This window comes from Mesorhizobium sp. C395A (genome assembly GCF_030323205.1).
GTDB lineage: Bacteria > Pseudomonadota > Alphaproteobacteria > Rhizobiales > Rhizobiaceae > Mesorhizobium.
In genome coordinates this window covers 2,904,979-2,921,329 of record NZ_CP100473.1, presented here as the reverse complement: position 1 = coordinate 2,921,329, position 16,351 = coordinate 2,904,979, and the positions used below count along the sequence as shown (strand labels likewise).

Annotated in this window: 20 protein-coding genes; 9 read left to right on the top strand and 11 right to left on the bottom strand. The window is 58.6% G+C overall.

Annotation, left to right across the window (positions count from 1 at the left end):
- Window positions 1–66 precede the first annotated feature (66 nt).
- Window positions 67–369, bottom strand: coding sequence for a hypothetical protein (locus NLY37_RS14365; protein WP_156933930.1), 303 nt, complete (start codon window positions 367–369; stop codon window positions 67–69).
- Window positions 370–386: 17 nt separating this feature from the next.
- Here NLY37_RS14365 and NLY37_RS14360 point away from each other — a divergent pair, with 17 nt between their 5' ends.
- Window positions 387–896, top strand: a complete 510-nt coding sequence (locus NLY37_RS14360) for a pyridoxamine 5'-phosphate oxidase family protein (protein WP_023741828.1) — start codon at window positions 387–389, stop codon at window positions 894–896.
- Between the two features lie 40 nt (window positions 897–936).
- Window positions 937–1,536: a cupin gene (locus NLY37_RS14355; protein ID WP_023741827.1), complete on the top strand. Its 600-nt coding sequence runs from the start codon at window positions 937–939 to the stop codon at window positions 1,534–1,536.
- 1 nt (window position 1,537) lies between these two features.
- On the opposite strand, the gene NLY37_RS14350 is transcribed toward NLY37_RS14355, so the two are convergent.
- The 5 genes from NLY37_RS14350 to NLY37_RS14330 all read right to left on the bottom strand — a co-directional run bounded on the left by NLY37_RS14350 (window position 1,538) and on the right by NLY37_RS14330 (window position 4,332).
- Window positions 1,538–1,834 carry a SemiSWEET family sugar transporter gene (locus tag NLY37_RS14350; RefSeq protein WP_023696336.1) on the bottom strand — a complete coding sequence of 99 codons (297 nt, stop codon included), beginning with the start codon at window positions 1,832–1,834 and terminating at the stop codon, window positions 1,538–1,540.
- Between the two features lie 15 nt (window positions 1,835–1,849).
- The gene (locus tag NLY37_RS14345; RefSeq protein WP_031246168.1) at window positions 1,850–2,413 is read right to left on the bottom strand and encodes a hypothetical protein; all 564 of its coding nucleotides are present in this window, start codon (window positions 2,411–2,413) and stop codon (window positions 1,850–1,852) included.
- Between the two features lie 118 nt (window positions 2,414–2,531).
- Window positions 2,532–3,308 (bottom strand): exodeoxyribonuclease III, encoded by a 777-nt coding sequence (gene xth, locus NLY37_RS14340; protein WP_023741825.1) that lies wholly within the window; start codon window positions 3,306–3,308, stop codon window positions 2,532–2,534.
- 68 nt (window positions 3,309–3,376) lie between these two features.
- Window positions 3,377–3,589 (bottom strand): hypothetical protein, encoded by a 213-nt coding sequence (locus NLY37_RS14335; RefSeq protein ID WP_245270903.1) that lies wholly within the window; start codon window positions 3,587–3,589, stop codon window positions 3,377–3,379.
- 215 nt (window positions 3,590–3,804) lie between these two features.
- A complete protein-coding gene (locus NLY37_RS14330) occupies window positions 3,805–4,332 on the bottom strand; it encodes a YciE/YciF ferroxidase family protein (protein ID WP_023681150.1) in 528 nt (175 codons plus the stop codon).
- 423 nt (window positions 4,333–4,755) lie between these two features.
- Here NLY37_RS14330 and NLY37_RS14325 point away from each other — a divergent pair, with 423 nt between their 5' ends.
- Window positions 4,756–6,156 carry a phospholipase D family protein gene (locus NLY37_RS14325; RefSeq protein WP_023741823.1) on the top strand — a complete coding sequence of 467 codons (1,401 nt, stop codon included), beginning with the start codon at window positions 4,756–4,758 and terminating at the stop codon, window positions 6,154–6,156.
- A gap of 91 nt (window positions 6,157–6,247) precedes the next feature.
- Here the strand turns inward: NLY37_RS14325 and NLY37_RS14320 are convergent, their stop codons facing one another.
- Together NLY37_RS14320 and NLY37_RS14315 are read right to left on the bottom strand one after the other, a co-directional pair.
- Window positions 6,248–6,544 carry a hypothetical protein gene (locus tag NLY37_RS14320; protein ID WP_023741822.1) on the bottom strand — a complete coding sequence of 99 codons (297 nt, stop codon included), beginning with the start codon at window positions 6,542–6,544 and terminating at the stop codon, window positions 6,248–6,250.
- 73 nt (window positions 6,545–6,617) lie between these two features.
- Complete coding sequence (locus NLY37_RS14315) at window positions 6,618–7,610, bottom strand: YihY/virulence factor BrkB family protein (protein WP_023681152.1); 993 nt, start codon at window positions 7,608–7,610, stop codon at window positions 6,618–6,620.
- Window positions 7,611–7,804: 194 nt separating this feature from the next.
- Here NLY37_RS14315 and NLY37_RS14310 point away from each other — a divergent pair, with 194 nt between their 5' ends.
- From NLY37_RS14310 to ligD, 3 genes are all read left to right on the top strand, one after another.
- Complete coding sequence (locus tag NLY37_RS14310; RefSeq protein ID WP_156933724.1) at window positions 7,805–8,029, top strand: hypothetical protein; 225 nt, start codon at window positions 7,805–7,807, stop codon at window positions 8,027–8,029.
- Complete coding sequence (locus NLY37_RS14305) at window positions 8,026–8,319, top strand: hypothetical protein (protein ID WP_023681153.1); 294 nt, start codon at window positions 8,026–8,028, stop codon at window positions 8,317–8,319. Before NLY37_RS14310 ends, NLY37_RS14305 begins: the two co-directional genes overlap by 4 nt.
- 165 nt (window positions 8,320–8,484) lie before the next feature.
- On the top strand, window positions 8,485–11,130 hold the full coding sequence (ligD, locus tag NLY37_RS14300; RefSeq protein WP_023741821.1) for a DNA ligase D: 2,646 nt from the start codon (window positions 8,485–8,487) through the stop codon (window positions 11,128–11,130).
- Here the strand turns inward: ligD and NLY37_RS14295 are convergent.
- Window positions 11,110–11,994, bottom strand: coding sequence for an alpha/beta fold hydrolase (locus NLY37_RS14295; protein WP_023741820.1), 885 nt, complete (start codon window positions 11,992–11,994; stop codon window positions 11,110–11,112). The genes ligD and NLY37_RS14295 overlap by 21 nt on opposite strands.
- Window positions 11,995–12,249: 255 nt before the next feature.
- Between NLY37_RS14295 and NLY37_RS14290 the strand changes: the two genes are divergently transcribed.
- The 3 genes from NLY37_RS14290 (at window position 12,250) to NLY37_RS14280 (ending at window position 15,274) form a co-directional block, all read left to right on the top strand.
- Complete coding sequence (locus NLY37_RS14290) at window positions 12,250–12,474, top strand: hypothetical protein (RefSeq protein WP_023668054.1); 225 nt, start codon at window positions 12,250–12,252, stop codon at window positions 12,472–12,474.
- A gap of 291 nt (window positions 12,475–12,765) precedes the next feature.
- Window positions 12,766–14,259 (top strand): alpha,alpha-trehalose-phosphate synthase (UDP-forming), encoded by a 1,494-nt coding sequence (locus NLY37_RS14285; RefSeq protein ID WP_023741819.1) that lies wholly within the window; start codon window positions 12,766–12,768, stop codon window positions 14,257–14,259.
- Window positions 14,260–15,010: 751 nt separating this feature from the next.
- Window positions 15,011–15,274 (top strand): hypothetical protein, encoded by a 264-nt coding sequence (locus tag NLY37_RS14280; RefSeq protein WP_023668057.1) that lies wholly within the window; start codon window positions 15,011–15,013, stop codon window positions 15,272–15,274.
- A 220-nt stretch (window positions 15,275–15,494) separates the two neighbouring features.
- On the opposite strand, the gene NLY37_RS14275 is transcribed toward NLY37_RS14280, so the two are convergent.
- Entirely contained in the window at window positions 15,495–15,671 is a 177-nt protein-coding gene (locus NLY37_RS14275) for a hypothetical protein (RefSeq protein WP_023741817.1), read from the bottom strand.
- A 117-nt stretch (window positions 15,672–15,788) separates the two neighbouring features.
- Window positions 15,789–16,343 carry a response regulator gene (locus NLY37_RS14270; protein ID WP_050588792.1) on the bottom strand — a complete coding sequence of 185 codons (555 nt, stop codon included), beginning with the start codon at window positions 16,341–16,343 and terminating at the stop codon, window positions 15,789–15,791.
- Window positions 16,344–16,351: the final 8 nt, after the last annotated feature.

Here is a 16,351-nt window from a genome sequence, read left to right as displayed (position 1 = left end):
CCCGTTCTTCAATTTTCTCCGTGGCATTGATGACACCGCCAGATCGCCCGACTAATTGGCTCATAGCTATTTCTTCGGTCCCTTGACAGGGAATGTCGCGTCGCCGTCTTTTTTGCCGGAGATCACCCGCGGATCGGCGCTGGCGACGCCATCGCTTCCCCCGCCCTTGTGGTCCTTTTCCGACTGACCCTTTGCGTCCTGCTCGGGTGTCCGTTTTGATGTTCGAAGCGTCTTGTCCACCATCATGGCCTCGCGTTTGCCATCCAAACTTCCGGCAATTTCGAAAGTTCCACCGCCGCTTAGCAGGTCGAAGGAACCAGTGAGTTGGAACGTCGTGGCGGGACGTGAGTTGTCAGCAAGGATATTCACCCGCAGGAGGACATCTTATGGCTAACCACCGAGAGCAGCAGACGGACCTCACGCCCGCCGAGGCAACAGACCGCATCTGGGAACTCGCCGAGGACATCGACGTCTGCATGTTTGTGACCTGGGACGGCGAGTACAATCGAGCCCGTCCGCTATCTGCGCGTGTGGTCCGTGAGGAAAACGCCATATACTTCCTCGTCAATGACGACAGCGCCAAGAGCAAGCAGCTGTCGACCTATCCAAAGGTCACATTGGCCTGGAGTGACAACAGCCACTACAAATACGTCACGATGTCAGGCCCGGCCACAGTGACAAATGACAGGGAAAAGATCGCCGAGCTCTGGGAGAAAACTGACTCAGCCTGGTGGGATAATGCCGATGATCCCGAGATTCGTCTGATAACGGTCAAACCCGACGAAGGCGAATTGTGGGACAGCCCGGGGCTAATGATGGCTACCGCAACGATGGTGTTTGCGGCCGTTACCGGCGCCAAGCCGAATGTGGGCGACAACGCAAAGGTCGAGCTCTGAGCGAGCGGCTAAACTAACCTCTGCTTTAGAGGCAGCGTCGATGAGCATTTTGGAAACCAGCAAGAAAGTGATCGAGAACGTCACCGGTTTCGCAAGACCGCGCAAGCAAGCTGTCGCCGGATTTGTGAGGCAGCGAAAGTCGAATGAGTTCTGGTTCAAGGATGATGGACTTGTACCCAATCATCCAGCATGGCCGCTCGTCGTTTATCGAGGCGCCGTCGAATTGCCCGAAGGACTTGATCCAGCAGCCGTCATGGAGGTGCTTTTCGATGCAAACGGATGGGGCGATAGCTGGCGAAACGGCATCTATGATTACGTTCACTATCATTCGCAAATACACGAGGTTCTGGGCATTGCCCGCGGAAATGCTGAAGTCCGGTTTGGGGGCAAGAAAGGACGAACGCTGTCGCTGAAGGCTGGCGACGTCGCGGTCCTCCCGGCAGGCACCGGGCACCAATGTCTCTCGGCATCCGATGACTTTTTGGTTGTCGGCGCGTATCCTCCGTTTGGGACTTATGACGAATGTAGGAGCAAGGATCAGCATAGCGATGCGCTCGCAACGATCCCCAGGGTGGGGCGTCCGCGCAAGGATCCTGCATATGGTAGCCAAGGTCCGCTGCTGAAAAGTTGGAAGCGCTAATTTAGTCGTCGGGGTCGAAAGCCTTGGCAACCGCCTCTTTCTCAGCCTGCGGCAGGACTGTCATTGTGAGAATGAACGCTGACAGCAGGAGACAGACGCCATTCGTGATTATGATCGGCCACTCTGCCTTCATGATGCCGAAGGCCAGCCACAAGGCGAACCCCAACACAGTGATGGCATACATCGGTGCGGAAATGCCGCTTGTCTCTCGTGTCCTGATGATTTTCCAGGCTTGCGGCGTGAAACTGCTCATCGAGCAGACGGTCGCGAGATAGCCGATGAGCGTGACTGTCTGCATGGAAGCGGCCCTGACCTACGTCGCAGATACGCGCTTGAGATCAGATACGCGGACCACGCCGTGCTGGCTGACAAAGGTCAGGGTGGAGGCCGTGCTCTGGCTCTGCGAAACACCGGATATGCGATGGTCGCCCGTGTCATAAATCTCCATCTTTCCATGATCGTCGATGACCAGGCGGCTTCGCTCAGGAAACGCTGCGTAACGCATATTGTTTTGAGAACCAGCGGCAGACGGGCTCCCAAACTCCTCAGGCCACCATGAGCCGGCGTGGGCCATAGCTGCAGAACGATAGCTCGTGTCGTCGCGTTGTGGCTTGGCGGGATGTTCGCGCAGGTAGGCCGAGAGCTCCGCCGCGATAGTGTTGAGCTTCGCCTTGAGGCTGTCATCGAACATGTCGCCGACCATCGTCATGCCGGAGGACCATTGTGACATTCCTCCGAAGTCGACGTGGCTGAACTGGGCCATGGCTCCACCACCACGCCGCAACGCCTCAAGGACAGCCATGACAGCGCCATCAGTGACGCCATGCTGGCGTGCAAGGCGCGCAATCAGTTCAGCTTCCTTTTGAGTGTTTGTCATCATTGCGTCCTTTGAATCGCTTGGCGCCGGCAGTCCTCATTGTTGACGATAGACATGCGCGGCCAAATGTAATCACGAAGGAGCGCCACTAGGTCTTCAGGCTCCTTGCCGAGGAAGCTCAATCAAGTTCTATCCAGGCTGGCGCATGATCGCTCGGCTTGTCCCATGCACGCGTTTCGGCATCTACTCCGGCATTCTTCAGGCGATCCAATAGGGATGAACTCAGCAAGAGATGGTCCATCCGGAGCCCGGAACTCCGATCGTACCCGCCGCGGTAGGAGAAGTTCCAATAAGTGTAAATTCCTTTTTCTGGATGAATGCGACGAACCGCATCGAACCAGCCCTGAGCAAGCATTTCGGCGTACGCGCTCCGGCTCTCGGGGAAGTAAACGGCATCGCCAACCCAGCGCCCCGGCACCGCCGCGTCGATCGGGCCTGGAACGACGTTATAGTCGCCGCACAGGATGGTCGGTGAGCTATCGCCGAGCAGCACCTGGCCATAGGTGATCAAACGTCGGAACCAGCGAAGTTTGTAGTCGAACTTCGGCCCCGGCGCTGGATTGCCATTGGGCAAATACAGGCAGCCGACAACAAGCCCATTCACATCTGCCTCGATGTAGCGGCTGTGCGAATCGTCGGGATCGCCCGGCAGACCTCGACGACGTTCCAGCGGCTCAATCCCGCGAGCGAGGATTGCCACGCCATTGTAGGACTTCTGTCCGTGCCAGATTGCGCCATAGCCGGCGTTTCTAATCGCATCGACGGGAAATTTTTCGTCAGAGGTCTTCAGTTCTTGAAGGCAGACGATGTCATAGCCGGTTTCGCCAAGCCACCTGAGAAGCACTGGCAGTCGGCCGTTGACGCCATTGACGTTGAAGGTTGCTATGCGGGTCATCTCGACGATTTAACGTCTTTGCGCCGCTTCGATGCGACATAGAGTCGGTAGCCAAATCTTGCCTTTTGTCATCGTCCATCTGCATTTTTGCTCGAAGCATTGGTGCTTTGACCGGAAGCAGCGGATGTCTTTGCATCTTTGGAATGCGCAGCAATCGCCGGACCCGCGCCGGTAGCTTTACGCATATCGCCGCTCCCCTTGCCGTCAGCCGATTTCTTGCTCAACAGTCCTGAGAAATATTTTCCAAAGAAGCCCATCCGACTCTCCATCTTGGCGCTCATTCGGCGACTTTGCGGGCCCTGAACTCATCTCTGCGCTGTTCTCGCAACTGCCGAGGATCGCTGCGCCAACCGCCAAGGGCGCGGCGCCTGACCAGCGCGGCCGAACACTCAAGCAGGAAACATTCCAGTCCTTTGTAGATATGCGTGATCATGTCCTTCATCTCCCGGGACCGCCTCGGCACATGGGTCGCCGAGGCGGTTGGGTAGGCGATCAATCAAGCCGCTTTCCGTTCTGCCGCTCGTTCGTTGACGCCGGCTTCACCGAGGGCAGTCAACGCCTCGTCGGTGGCCTTCTCCTCCTCGAGTGTCGCATTGAGGAGCGCAACCACGTCATCCTTGCCCAGCGTCGTAGCCCAGGCAATCAGGGTTCCATACCTGGCGATCTCATAGTGCTCCACGGCTTGCGCGGCACCGACGAGCCCTGCATCGAGCGAAGTCGAACCCTTGTACTCCTGAAGGATTTCAGATCCTTCCTCCAGGATGCCGTCGATCGCCGGGCAGGTTTTGCCGCGCGCGGCCGCGCCGAGAATCTCGAAGACCTCCTCCAGACGTTCGACCTGCCCCTCGGTTTCAGCGAGGTGCTTCTCGAATGCTGCCGAAACTTGCTCTTCGGATGCGCCTTTGGCCATCTTCGGCAAGGCTTTCAGAATTTTCTTCTCGGCATAGTAGATGTCTTTGAGGCCATCGAGGAAAAGGTCCTCCAGGTCCTTGTTGTTGCCATTGGCTTTCTTGGCAGTGGGCATTGTGCCGTCTCCTCTGTTGAAAATTGCCCGTCGCGAGCATTTTCTTAACTCGGAAACCCGAACCCGGTTCCGGGATAATGGAGATATCTAAATTTAAAGGGTCCTGCGCTTCACTGAGAACAACGACCACGTCATTCTCGTCGAAGAGCCGCGGCGGGGCGCACGCCATCGGGCTCCCGCCAACGGTCGTGCGGTCTGAGGGCCTGGGACTGCAGGAGACGCAAGTTCCGCGGCGGCAGCAGAGCAGTCGGGGCAACGCCTCTCAAGCCTCCTGACCGCTCTGCAGCCGCTTGATTGCTGGCCCTACTTGCATCCAGCAATTGGGTGATTGGACGCTGCGTATGCAACCAGAATACCTCAGAATGGTTCTAGCTATGATTTGAGCGGGATGGCAGCGAGCGCCGTCCAAAGGTGGCAATTTTTATGGACGTATCACTTTCGCGAACCGCAGACGACAACATCAAGGCCGGCAAGAGCGGCTTGCTGCTTGTCTCGGACAATTATGACGCTTTCGCCGTGCGCGTGCTGGCGGCAAGGAGCGCTGAGCGCAGCCTCGACCTGATGTATTACCTTTGGCATGATGACCACACCGGCCGCTTGCTGCTTCGCGAGGTTTTTCGAGCTGCTGAGCGCGGTGTTCGGGTGCGCATGCTCCTTGACGACGTCAATCCGCGCAAAAATGATGCGGCATATCTGGCGCTGAACCACCATCCAAACATCGAACTGAAGTTGTTCAATCCGAGCGGTATCAGGCGCGGCCGGATCATGCGTGGTGTGGAAGTGCTGTTGCGGCTCTTTGCATTGACGCGACGGATGCACAACAAGGCTTGGATCGTTGACGACAAATTTGCCATTGTCGGCGGTCGGAATGTTGGCGATGCCTATTTCGATGCGGCAGAAACCAATTTCCGGGATCTCGATCTGCTGCTCCTGGGGCCTGCGGTACGGCAAACCGCGGCGATATTCGATGCCTTCTGGGCTTGCAATGAAGCCAAGCCAATCAAAACCTTGGGATCAGTGGCTGAGCATGAGCATGCCAAATGGCTTGAAGGAAGCGATACCGGCCCCGATCCCAAATTCCTGAACGGCATCGGCAACCGGGGCTCGATCACGGAGTTTATTGCGGCCAGCAACGACGTTCATTGGGTGGATGGCGTGCGGGTCATTTCCGATCCGCCGGAGAAAGTTCGTGGTTGGAGACGTCGCAGCTGGCTTATGAAAGAGCTGCGTCCGATCATCCAATCCACGCGCGGGTGTCTGGAAATTGTGTCGCCCTATTTCATCCCCGGCAAAAGGGGCACAGCGATCTTGCTGGACCTTGTCGGCGCCGGTGTTGACGTTTCGGTTCTGACCAATTCCCTGGCCGCCACGGACGTCGCCGCAGTCCATGGCGCTTACGCAAACTATCGCAAGCGGCTGCTGAGGAATGGCGTCAATATTTTCGAGCTTCAGCCGTTCAACCGGCGCTCCGCAATCTCGGTGTTTGGCTCGAAGGGCGCCAGTCTGCATACGAAAGCTTTCACCGTCGACGACAATATCGGCTTCGTCGGTTCCTTCAATTTCGATCCACGGTCAGTGTCCTTGAACTCGGAAATGGGCGTGCTGTTTGAGGATCCGAAATTGGTCGCCGAGCTGCGGCATCGATTCCAATCGGAAATATCTCCGGAAACAAGCTATCGGCTCGAACTGAAGCACAATGTTCTGCATTGGCATGGATACGGCGAAGGCAAGATTCAGGACTATACGCATGAACCAGAAGCCGGATTTTTTCGCCGTATCCTGGCGGTCTTCGTCCGTCACCTCCCGATCGAATCTCAGCTCTAGCATCCGACGATGGCCGAGGACCTCGCGATCTCAGCAAATTGCCCTGCCGGGGATCGCGTGAGCGAAACGTGAAACCCTGATCTACCACGGGTCAGCCAGACCGCATCACACCCGGTTCTTCGACAACCGCGTCGCCAATCCCATGCTGTCCGGCGTCCGGATCACTCGGCAACACGTCGGAAAAATTGACTGTGGCGACCAGGTATCCGGCTTCATCGTAGAACTTGATAGTCGATCCCGATTGCTTGGTTCCTGACCCAGGATCCGCCGCCACCGCTACGCGCGCCATCTCTATTGCTCTCGGACTGGCCATCTCCGCACTCGCTAGCTCTTCCTCGAGAGCGGTAGTCTGGCCGGATACTGTCGTCTCAAAGCGGAATTTTGGCATGGGCAACCTCCTGTTCCTATGCAATTCCGGTGTCCGGGTTGCGTTCCAAAGAAACAGAATTGGTGGGAAGCAGCTAAGATCGCCGCGATGGCCAGACCCGTGTCGCCACGAAGGTCAGCAAACCCGTGATCACAATCCAGGCCTGCACCTCGCGTTGGATAGTTGGCCCAGGGTTCGATGTCTGTCGCGACGGGCTCTCTGCCTCCACTATCGGTTGAAGGTCGGACCGACTGCCGAGACGGACGGAATAGGCCCGCGTGAACTCGGCGCCGAGCAGGAATATCTCAGACGAATAGTAAACCCAAAGCAGCACGACCAGCAGTGCACCCGCCGCGCCATAGGAGGATGCGATCGCGCTGGTTCCGATATACCAGCCAATCAGCGACTTGCCGATGGTGAAGAGCAAAGCGGTCACTGCCGCGCCAATTGCGACATCGCGCCAAGCGAGCGACCGGTCCGGCAGGATCTTGAAGATCGCGGCAAACAGAGCGGAAATCAGCACGAATGATACAATGCCGTTTATCGACGCGAGAATGATGGTGCCGAACGGCAGATGGGCGTTGATGACAGCGCCAAGCGCGGAAATGGCGGCACTCGCCGCCAACGACACAAGCAGTAGAAATCCCAACGCTGCAACCAGACCCAGGCTGGCCGCCCGCGCCCGCACCAATCGCGACACAGACATGGGTGGTGGGTCAATCTTCCAGATTGTGTTGAGCGAAAGCTGCATTTCGCCAAACACCCCGGAGGCTGTCACGAAGAGGGTGACGATGCCCACCAAGGTGGCAAGAGTGCCGGCGGTTCTGTGAGAAGCGCTTTCGATGGTGCTGCGCAGAAGGTCGCCGGTTTGCGATCCCATCACGCCTGCGATTTCGGCCGACAGAGCGAGTTGAGCTGCTTCATGCCCAAAGACAAGTCCAGCAATCGCAACAACGATCAACAAGATCGGGGCCAGGGACGTAACGGCATAGAACGCCATCGCCGCACCGTGGCTGAGGGCATTGTCGTTGATGAATCCGAGGATGCTCTCCTTGCCAAGAACCCAGGCTTCGCGTGCCACCCGCATGGGGAATTCCTTTTACCTCAACGAGCAACCTAGTGCTGTCGGCAACGAAAGCGAGACCTGCCGCCAGTGCGCGAGGCGCGATTGCCGAGACACGCCCGCTTGTCTCTGCACCAACGGCCAGAAATGTTCCATGCGGCGCCGGAACTCGCCGGGCTCGTAATGGTTATCGGTCATCCGATTGGAGTGATCAAAAAATGCCTGATAATGAAAACCATCGCGAGACCGGCGCAACGAAGTACCCGGCTAGAACAGGTCCTGATCCTTCGGATGCGTTCTCTCAGGATGCGGCCGGCAACAAGAAACCCAAGAGTGGGGTCGGTCTGACGCGGCCAGTCAATGAGGTGGATGACAAGACGCACCAATCCGATGGCCAGAACGCCCCGGCGAGGCCGGGCGGCGGAAACACGGTCAAGCCATGAACGTTGCCAATCTTCAGCTTGAAGGGTTGATGATGGCGGTCGCGTCAATCAACAATCTGCTCGTTCACAAAGGTCTGCTGTCAATTGACGAGATCGATACCGCCCTGCGAAAGGCAGAGGCGTCCATGACAAGTGACGAGCGGACCTACGAAGATATGTCACCGGCCAACCGTGACGCGATCTGCTTCCCGATCCGGCTTCTGCAGATCGCAAACAACGCGCAAGGCGAACTGGACATCCCACCATTTCCAGAGCTTGCAAAAATGGTTGGGCAAACCAAGGAACCTTAACGTCAGCGGTGACGACATCACGTGTAATCTCCGTGAATGCCTACATTTGACGGCGATGCCACTCTGAAGCGGAAAAGCAGCATCGGCGCCGTCTCGGCTATGAACCGAACCAAATCTCACCCACTGCGTTGAGTTCGGCGTTGCGTCATTAGTCGGGGCACTTCCATGAAAACGGGCGAGCTTTCCACCTACCGGGCCAAAAGGGATTTCGCGAAGACGAAAGAGCCCAGCGGCGAAAGCTCGATTGCGGGTTCGAACCGACTCCGGTTCGTCATCCAAAAACACGCGGCCACGCGGCTGCACTATGATCTTCGCCTCGAGCTTGGCGGGGTCTTCAAATCATGGGCTGTGACCAAAGGTCCATCACTGGATCCTCACGACAAACGACTTGCCGTGGAGGTTGAGGATCACCCGCTGGAGTACGGCGACTTCGAAGGCACGATTCCCCAAGGACAATATGGTGGCGGCACGGTGCAGTTGTGGGATCGCGGATATTGGGAACCGGAAGGCGCCATGTCTCCCGAAAAGGCGTTGGAAAAAGGCGACCTGAAATTCACGCTGCAGGGCAAGCGCCTGCATGGAAGCTTCGTCCTCGTGCGCATGAAGCATGACCGCAATGGCGGGAAGCGGACCAACTGGCTGCTGATAAAACACCGCGACAAATACGCGACAGAGGGCAATGGCGATGCGGTGCTGGCTCAGGATCGATCCGTCGCCTCGGGTCGGAGCATGGAGAGGATTGCAGCGGGGAAGGGGGCAGGTCCGAAGCCGTTCATGATGAAAGGTTCATCGTTGGCCGATGCGGATGCCGTTTGGGACAGCAAGCGCGGCCATGCGGCCGACGAGCGCGCCGCCAGGTCGGCAATGCCTGCTCCGCGGCCGAAGCGAGCCGGTCCTGCCTCAGCGGCGAAGATGCCCGACTTCATCCCACCACAGCTTTGCGCGACGCTCTCCCGGCCGCCGGCCGGGACGAACTGGGTTCACGAAATCAAGTTTGACGGTTATCGCGTCCAGTTGCGCGTGGAAGACAAGGACATCGCCCTTAAGACCCGCAAGGGTCTTGACTGGACGGAGAAATTTGGCGCCATCGCAAAGGAGGCCGCCAGCCTTCCCAATGTCATCATCGACGGCGAGATCGTAGCGCTTGGCGAGAACGGGGCGCCCGATTTTGCCGCACTGCAGGCAGCGCTGTCGGAGCGCCGGACGAAGGACCTGATCTACTTTGCCTTTGACCTGCTCTTCGCAAATGGCGTCGATCTGCGAAAGATGCCTCTCTCACAACGGAAGGAACGTCTGGGCGAGATGCTCGGCGAAGTCGATCGCGGCGCGCAAAATCTCATCCGCTATGTCGAGCACTTCAGCAATGGCGGCGACGCGGTGCTGCGTTCTGCCTGTCGCCTTTCGCTTGAGGGGATTGTCTCCAAGAGGGCCGATGCAACCTATGTTTCGGGGAGGACCGACACCTGGGCAAAATCGAAATGCCGCGCCGGGCATGAGGTGGTCATCGGCGGCTGGTCGACGACCAACGGCAAATTCCGGTCATTGCTCGTCGGCGTCAATCGCGGTGAACATTTCGCCTATATCGGCCGTGTGGGGACCGGATTCAGCGAGGCAAAGGTCAAGCAGCTGATGCCCAGGCTGCAGGAGATGAAAGCCGCGACGTCGCCGTTTACCGGCGATGGCGCACCGAAAAGGAATTCAACCGTCTTCTGGACGAAGCCGGAATTGGTCGCGGAAATCGAGTTCGCCGGCTGGACCGGGGGTGGCAATATCCGGCAGGCCGCCTTCAAAGGCCTGCGTGAAGACAAGCCCGCAAAAGACGTCGAGGCCGAGCGTCCAGCCGATCCTCAAGAGACGCCGATTGCCGACCCTGCCAAGGTGACTGGCAAGACAGGAAAAAGCCCGGTTGTCATGGGCGTCATCATTTCCAAGCCGGACAAGCCGCTTTGGCCGAATGCCGGCGACGGTCAGCCCGTCGACAAGCTCGATCTTGCAGAATATTTCGAGGCCGTTGGCCCCTGGATGATCAGACATATCAAAGGTCGTCCCTGTTCACTCGTGCGTGCGCCGGATGGCTACGCCGGCGAGCAGTTTTTCCAGCGCCACGCAATGCCAGGCACATCCAATCTGCTGGAACTGGTAAAAGTCTTCGGCGACCACAAACCGTATCTGCAAATCGACCGCGTCGAGGGTCTGGCCGCGATCGCCCAGATAGGCGGCCTTGAGCTTCACCCCTGGAATTGCCAGCCGGGTCATCCCGAAATACCTGGCCGACTTGTCTTCGACCTTGACCCCGGTCCGGAAGTCCCTTTTGCGAAGGTGGTCGCGGCAGCCAAGGAAATGCGCGATCGTCTCGAAGATCTGGGCTTGGTGAGCTTCTGCAAAACCACGGGCGGCAAAGGCTTGCATGTCGTGACGCCATTGACGGCCCAACGCAGCAAGACGACATGGGCCGAGGCCAAGGCCTTCGCAAAGGCCGTCTGCATGCAGATGGCGGCAGACAGCCCCGATCTCTACCTCGTCAACATGGCCAAGAAGCTGCGGACATCCCGGATTTTTCTCGACTATCTCAGGAATGATCGCATGGCGACAGCCGTCGCCCCTCTCTCCCCTCGCGCCAGGGAAGGCGCGACTGTATCCATGCCGCTGACCTGGAGTCAGGTGAAGGCGGATCTCGATCCGAAAAAATACACCGTTCGCACGGTCCCGGGCCACCTGAAAAAGACCGTCGCCTGGGCTGACTACGATGACGGCGAACGGTCGATCAGCAGTGCCATCAAACGGATTGGTTCAGCAAAGCTCGCCGCATGACGACGTCGGTTCGCGCAAGAACGCCATGACAGCTGCGGCTACCGCCTCGGCTGCTTCTTCGGCCATATGATGTCCGCTTTCGATCGGTTGGCCCTTCAGTTCGGTGGTCCAGGGTCGCCAAACATCGAGCACGTTGCCGTAGAGTGCCTCAAGGTCATCGCGGGCGGACCAGAGCGCCAAGGTCGGGCACGCGACCCGGCGACCAGCTTTCCTGTCGTCGGCATCGTGCAATTGGTCGATGGCCAGACCTGCCCGATAGTCTTCAAGCATGCCGTGAACAACATTCGGATCGTGGATTGCGTCCTTGTAGTCGACATAGGCCTCAGCCCCCATGGACTCGGCTGAGCCGCCATACCATGCGTCAGGATCGGCCATGATTGCGCGTTCGGGCTTGTCTGGCTGTGCGAAAAAGAACCAATGCCACCAGAGCTTCGCAAAGCGGGCGTCGCAGCGTTCGAGGGCTTCCAGGATAGGGACGCTGTCCATGACGATCAGATGGCTGATCGCCGACGGGTGATCCATGGCTGTTCGGAACGCTGTGTAGCTGCCGCGGTCATGGCCTGCGATGGCAAACCGGCGAAAGCCGAGATGTCCCATGAGAGCAATGCAGTCCCTGGCCTTGGCACGCTTGGAGGATCCAGCATGGTCCACGGCGTCCGCCGGTACCGAGGACTGGCCAAAGCCCCTCAGATCGGGGCAGACAACTGTGTGGTCGGCGGCGAGAAGTGGGGCTACCCGGTGCCAGGTAACGTGCGTCCGAGGATGGCCATGCAGCAAAAGAAGCGGCGGGCCTGAACCTCCATACCTGACTCGCAGTGAGGACTCGGGCAGATCCACGGTCTCTAGCTTGAATCCTTCAAACATCCGCTTCTTTGTCGTCAGACTGTGAAAACAAGTCCCCCATGTCCATCTTCAACCCACGCCGGTGAAATTGGTTTCGGGCATTTGTCCGTTTGGAGATCTCTCTCATTCCAATGGTTCGGCCGCCGTTCCGCCAGCCCTGGCGCTGGCTTGCAGGTACGACGCCCGAGATCCAGCCAAGGCAGATCAGGCCTTAATTTGTTGGGAACATTTTTTCAGGTCCGCACTTTGTTCGCCGTCTGACCAAAGGAGGCGACCTTGAAAACACGACGCATCGACAGGGAAAAGATCGAGAGGGCGGATCGAGAAGCCAAGTTGCTGTTGGAAGCGGAGCGGCATGCCAGGGAAGCCAAGACGGCGCGGCTTAGAGAACAGCGACAGTTGTTGGAGGCATCGATAGCGCAGACCCCGCCCGCGCCCGTAGCCGCAAAGCAGCCGCCCCGCCAACGAAAGCCGACGCGCAAGGTAATCGAGGTGGACTGACGGTTTGGTCAGTTGGGGCTTTTGCCAAGGTGGGGAGTTGATATGACAGGGCAGGGGATCCGGCAGCATGAATACCAAAGCGGTAAGTCCGGCCGTCGCCAAAGCGGCTGCTCGGCGTGCTGGATCGGGGTCTCATCACCGGTGCGTCCGACGACGATCCTGCGAGAGCCGCTGAAAAAGGCGCCGAGCGGGCCGAGAATGTGATCCAGCGAGTCCGGCTGGACACTTACGTCGGGAACAATCGCACGCGCGGACCGTTCCCCAAGCGATCTTCACGCTCAGGATTTGCTCTTGTTGCAGCGACCGGATGAAATTTTCAACGAGGCCTCGCAAACGGTTGGTGATCCCCTTGAGCGCGACGCCTTAGGTGGGGAGGCTGAGCTAACTGGCGATCGCGCCATCCCGCGTCGTCTGGTTGTCGTCTCGAACAGGCTGGGGAACATTCGCGATCTGTCGCAAGCCGGCGGACTTGCTGTAGGCATCGGGGATGCGTTGGCCGAGCGTGGAGGCCTGTGGCTAGGAGCAAGCGCTGAGTATCAGGACTACGCCGCGAGCGACGAACCGCTGATCCGCTTGGAACGCGTGGGAAAGATCGAGACGGCTGCGCTTACCCTGCCCTATGAGGAGTATTCGCTCTATTACAATGGCTATGCCAACAGCACGCTGTGGCCGCTTTTTCATTACCGACTCGACCTGGTGAACCACCGGGCAGAGTTTCTACACGCCTACCGGCAGATCAATGCGCGGTTCGCGAAGGCGCTCGCAGGACTGCTGTCGGGCAACGACGACCTGGTGTGGGTTCACGACTACCACCTTATCCCCTTGGCCGCCCAGTTGCGGCGGCTGGGAGTCCGGAATCGGATCGGTTTCTTTCTTCACATACCGTTCCCGCCGCCTGACCTGTTTGTAGCCACGCCCGACCATGAAGAACTCATCGATGATCTGCTTCAATATGACGTCGTGGGGTTCCAGACCGAAACGGACGTGGGGAATTTCCGGCGCTCAGTGCAGGCGGCCAACTCCACTACTTTTGATATCAATGGTTCGGCTGAGATGAACGGCCGCACGGTGTTATCGAGGTGTTTTCCGATAGGCATCGACGTCGATTCAATCGCACGCATGGCCAATGAGGCGGCGGAGGATGTGCAGATCGATTCCATGCGCCGCCAGATTCTGGGCCTCAAGCAAATCATCGGCGTCGATCGGCTGGACTACTCCAAGGGTCTCCCCGGCCGCATGCAGGCTTTCGCTCGTCTTTTGGAAAGGCATCCGGAACACGAGCGAGCGGCAACCTATTTGCAGATTGCGTCGCCGACGCGCGAGGAGGTCAGCGCCTATGCCGACATCCGGGCCCAGCTTGAAGCAACCGCCGGCGCGGTCAACGGAAGATACGCGGATTTGGCTTGGACCCCGATCCGCTACATCCACCGTGCCGTATCACGCTCTCGGCTTGCTGGCCTGTTGCGCGCTAGCCAGGTCGGATTGGTCACGCCCCTGCGTGACGGAATGAACCTCGTCGCCAAGGAATACATAGCCGCGCAGGACGAAGCCGATCCCGGAGTGCTGGTATTGTCGCGTTTTGCAGGTGCGGCCGAAGAACTTGCCGAATCCTTGATCGTGAACCCGTATGCGGTCGACGAGGTTGCCGACGCGATCGCAAAAGCGCTCGCGATGCCGCTTGGGGAAAGAATTGCAAGGCATAGTGCACTGCTCAAGCGCATCACGCGCAATGACGCAGCAGAATGGCGGCGGTCATTTCTCGCCACGCTCGCGGGCGAGAACTAGCGCCTGGCATCGATGCCTGAATCCGTCCGTGTGTCACGCGTTCCCACGCGGCCATAGCCCGCCCATAACCCGGCTTGCCGGAGCAGTTCGAAAGGCCTTGAAGCTGATCGTGTATCTTGTCAGCCCGCATCAGAAACTTTTCGCTCGTTGCCGGAAGCGCGATAGCCCGCCTCAATCGGTGGACTATCGAAGGTTCCACGGAACACACCGCCGGTCCGGTCGTTTGGGCTCTGATAAGAGATCTGCGATGACAAGGAACCCCACGCGAAAGGACAGAGATCTCTCTGAACAAGAGGCAATCAAGTTGGCCGAAGCCACCGACGTGTCACCCGGGCAGGCCAAAGAGCTTGCAGCCCAGCACGGCAAAGCCGGCGCCAAGAAGGAAGCAAGAAATTACAAGGCGGAGGGCTGACTATGGCGGCCAGTGGATCCGCAAACGACAGAGACGCACGAGCCACCCTCTACGCACAAGGAGTAATGGAAGCCGAGCGCAAAGCGCGGGAAGAGAAAACGGCGCGATTGCGCAAAGCCCGTTTGGCGCACGAGGCGATCAATCCGCCTGCACCCGAGCGGCAACCGACAGTGCCGAAAGCGCCAAAGCGGGCCGCCAAACCAGGCAGCCGAAAAGCTGGAGAAGATTAGCTTCAGCTTCTTCGGCTGTGCTGGCGGCACGCGTCGGGGAAGAGCAGACCGTGCGGTCGATCCTGCACGATAATTTGTACCTCATCGAACGACACAAAGGAGTCCAGTGATGACGGAGCATGTGTCCCGGAAGGAAGAACAGCGTGGCACCCGAAATGTACTCGGGTGGGGCGTCGTCATTGCGGCTGTAATCTTCGTCGCCCTGCTAGCCTTCTTTGTGTTCACACCCCTTTCAGGCGGATCGTGGCAGACATCGCCGGTAAAGCGCACCCCGGAACAGAACCAAGGCGGCAATGCCCCCGCCGAGACATCACCCGCGGCCGGCGTCAAAAAGAGCCCGCAAGAAAATACCGAGATGCCAGGGCAGCAGTGATCGACCTCGGGCTGCGACCCAAGTCGGCCCTGATTTTCCAGGTCGTCTCATCGCGCCATGATGGGATCAGGGCTTTCTGGGCGCAGAACGGCTGAGCTATTGAGACTGGGCTTTCGCCCACATCGAGCGCTGAAAGATTACCGCACCAGGGGTCTGGCGAACGAGGCGATGACGCCATCGTGGAACTCGAGGCAAATCAAGATGCCTAGCTGCAGGCCGTTCAGTTGGGATTTTTCAGCTGCTTTGACAACAGCAGTTGCTGCTGCAGCTCAAGGGCGAGTTTCAACAGCCGTTCAGGTGTTTCCTCTTCTGCGATTTCGTCGAGCAGCGCTGCGAGTGCGTCGCCCTCAACGGAATCGCGGAATGAGTCAGGTTTGGTTTGCGGAGGTTTGGCCACGACGATTTCTAGCAGGAATGCGGCCGTATTTGCAAGACGAAGCGAAGCGCTCTTGGCGGAGGGTACCGGGGTGGGGGGCGGTCGACGGGGCGGTCTGCGGCAAACTATCGGACAATCTTAATTCATAATGCCAGACCTGTCGTTGCGGAGCACCTCCTCCATGAGTGTGTTGAGCCATTCGCTCAAGGGAAGGTCATGCCGCGTCGACAACCGCTCCTCCAGCGCCGCCTTCAATGTCCGTTCGACGAGGCGATCGGCCGCTTGTGGGTCGCCCAGCAACAGCCGGGCGGACAGCCTCAGTTTTGGAAGAGCGCGGAAAACGTTGTCTTCACCAAGCGCTGTTGACTGCGCGGCGAGAATCCCGGCAACTGTCCTGAACCCGGCCGGCTTGGAGAGGTTTTGGGTGTATCGGAACCGCTCCGGTAGGGTGATCTGATCGTTTCCGGAGAAGAATACGAACGGGATGCCTCTGTCCGTCAGCTCATCGGCGAGGGGAAAAACAGTCTCACCGTTAAGATCGATGTCCAGCACCGCCCCATCCGCTGAATCGATATATCGTCGAGCCCGGCTGACTGACGATACCGGCCCCAAAACGGTCGCTCCACAATCGCTGAAATAGGAGGCAAGTTCGCTTGCCAGCAAGAATTCGTCCTCGACGAGCAGAATTCGCATGCCTAATA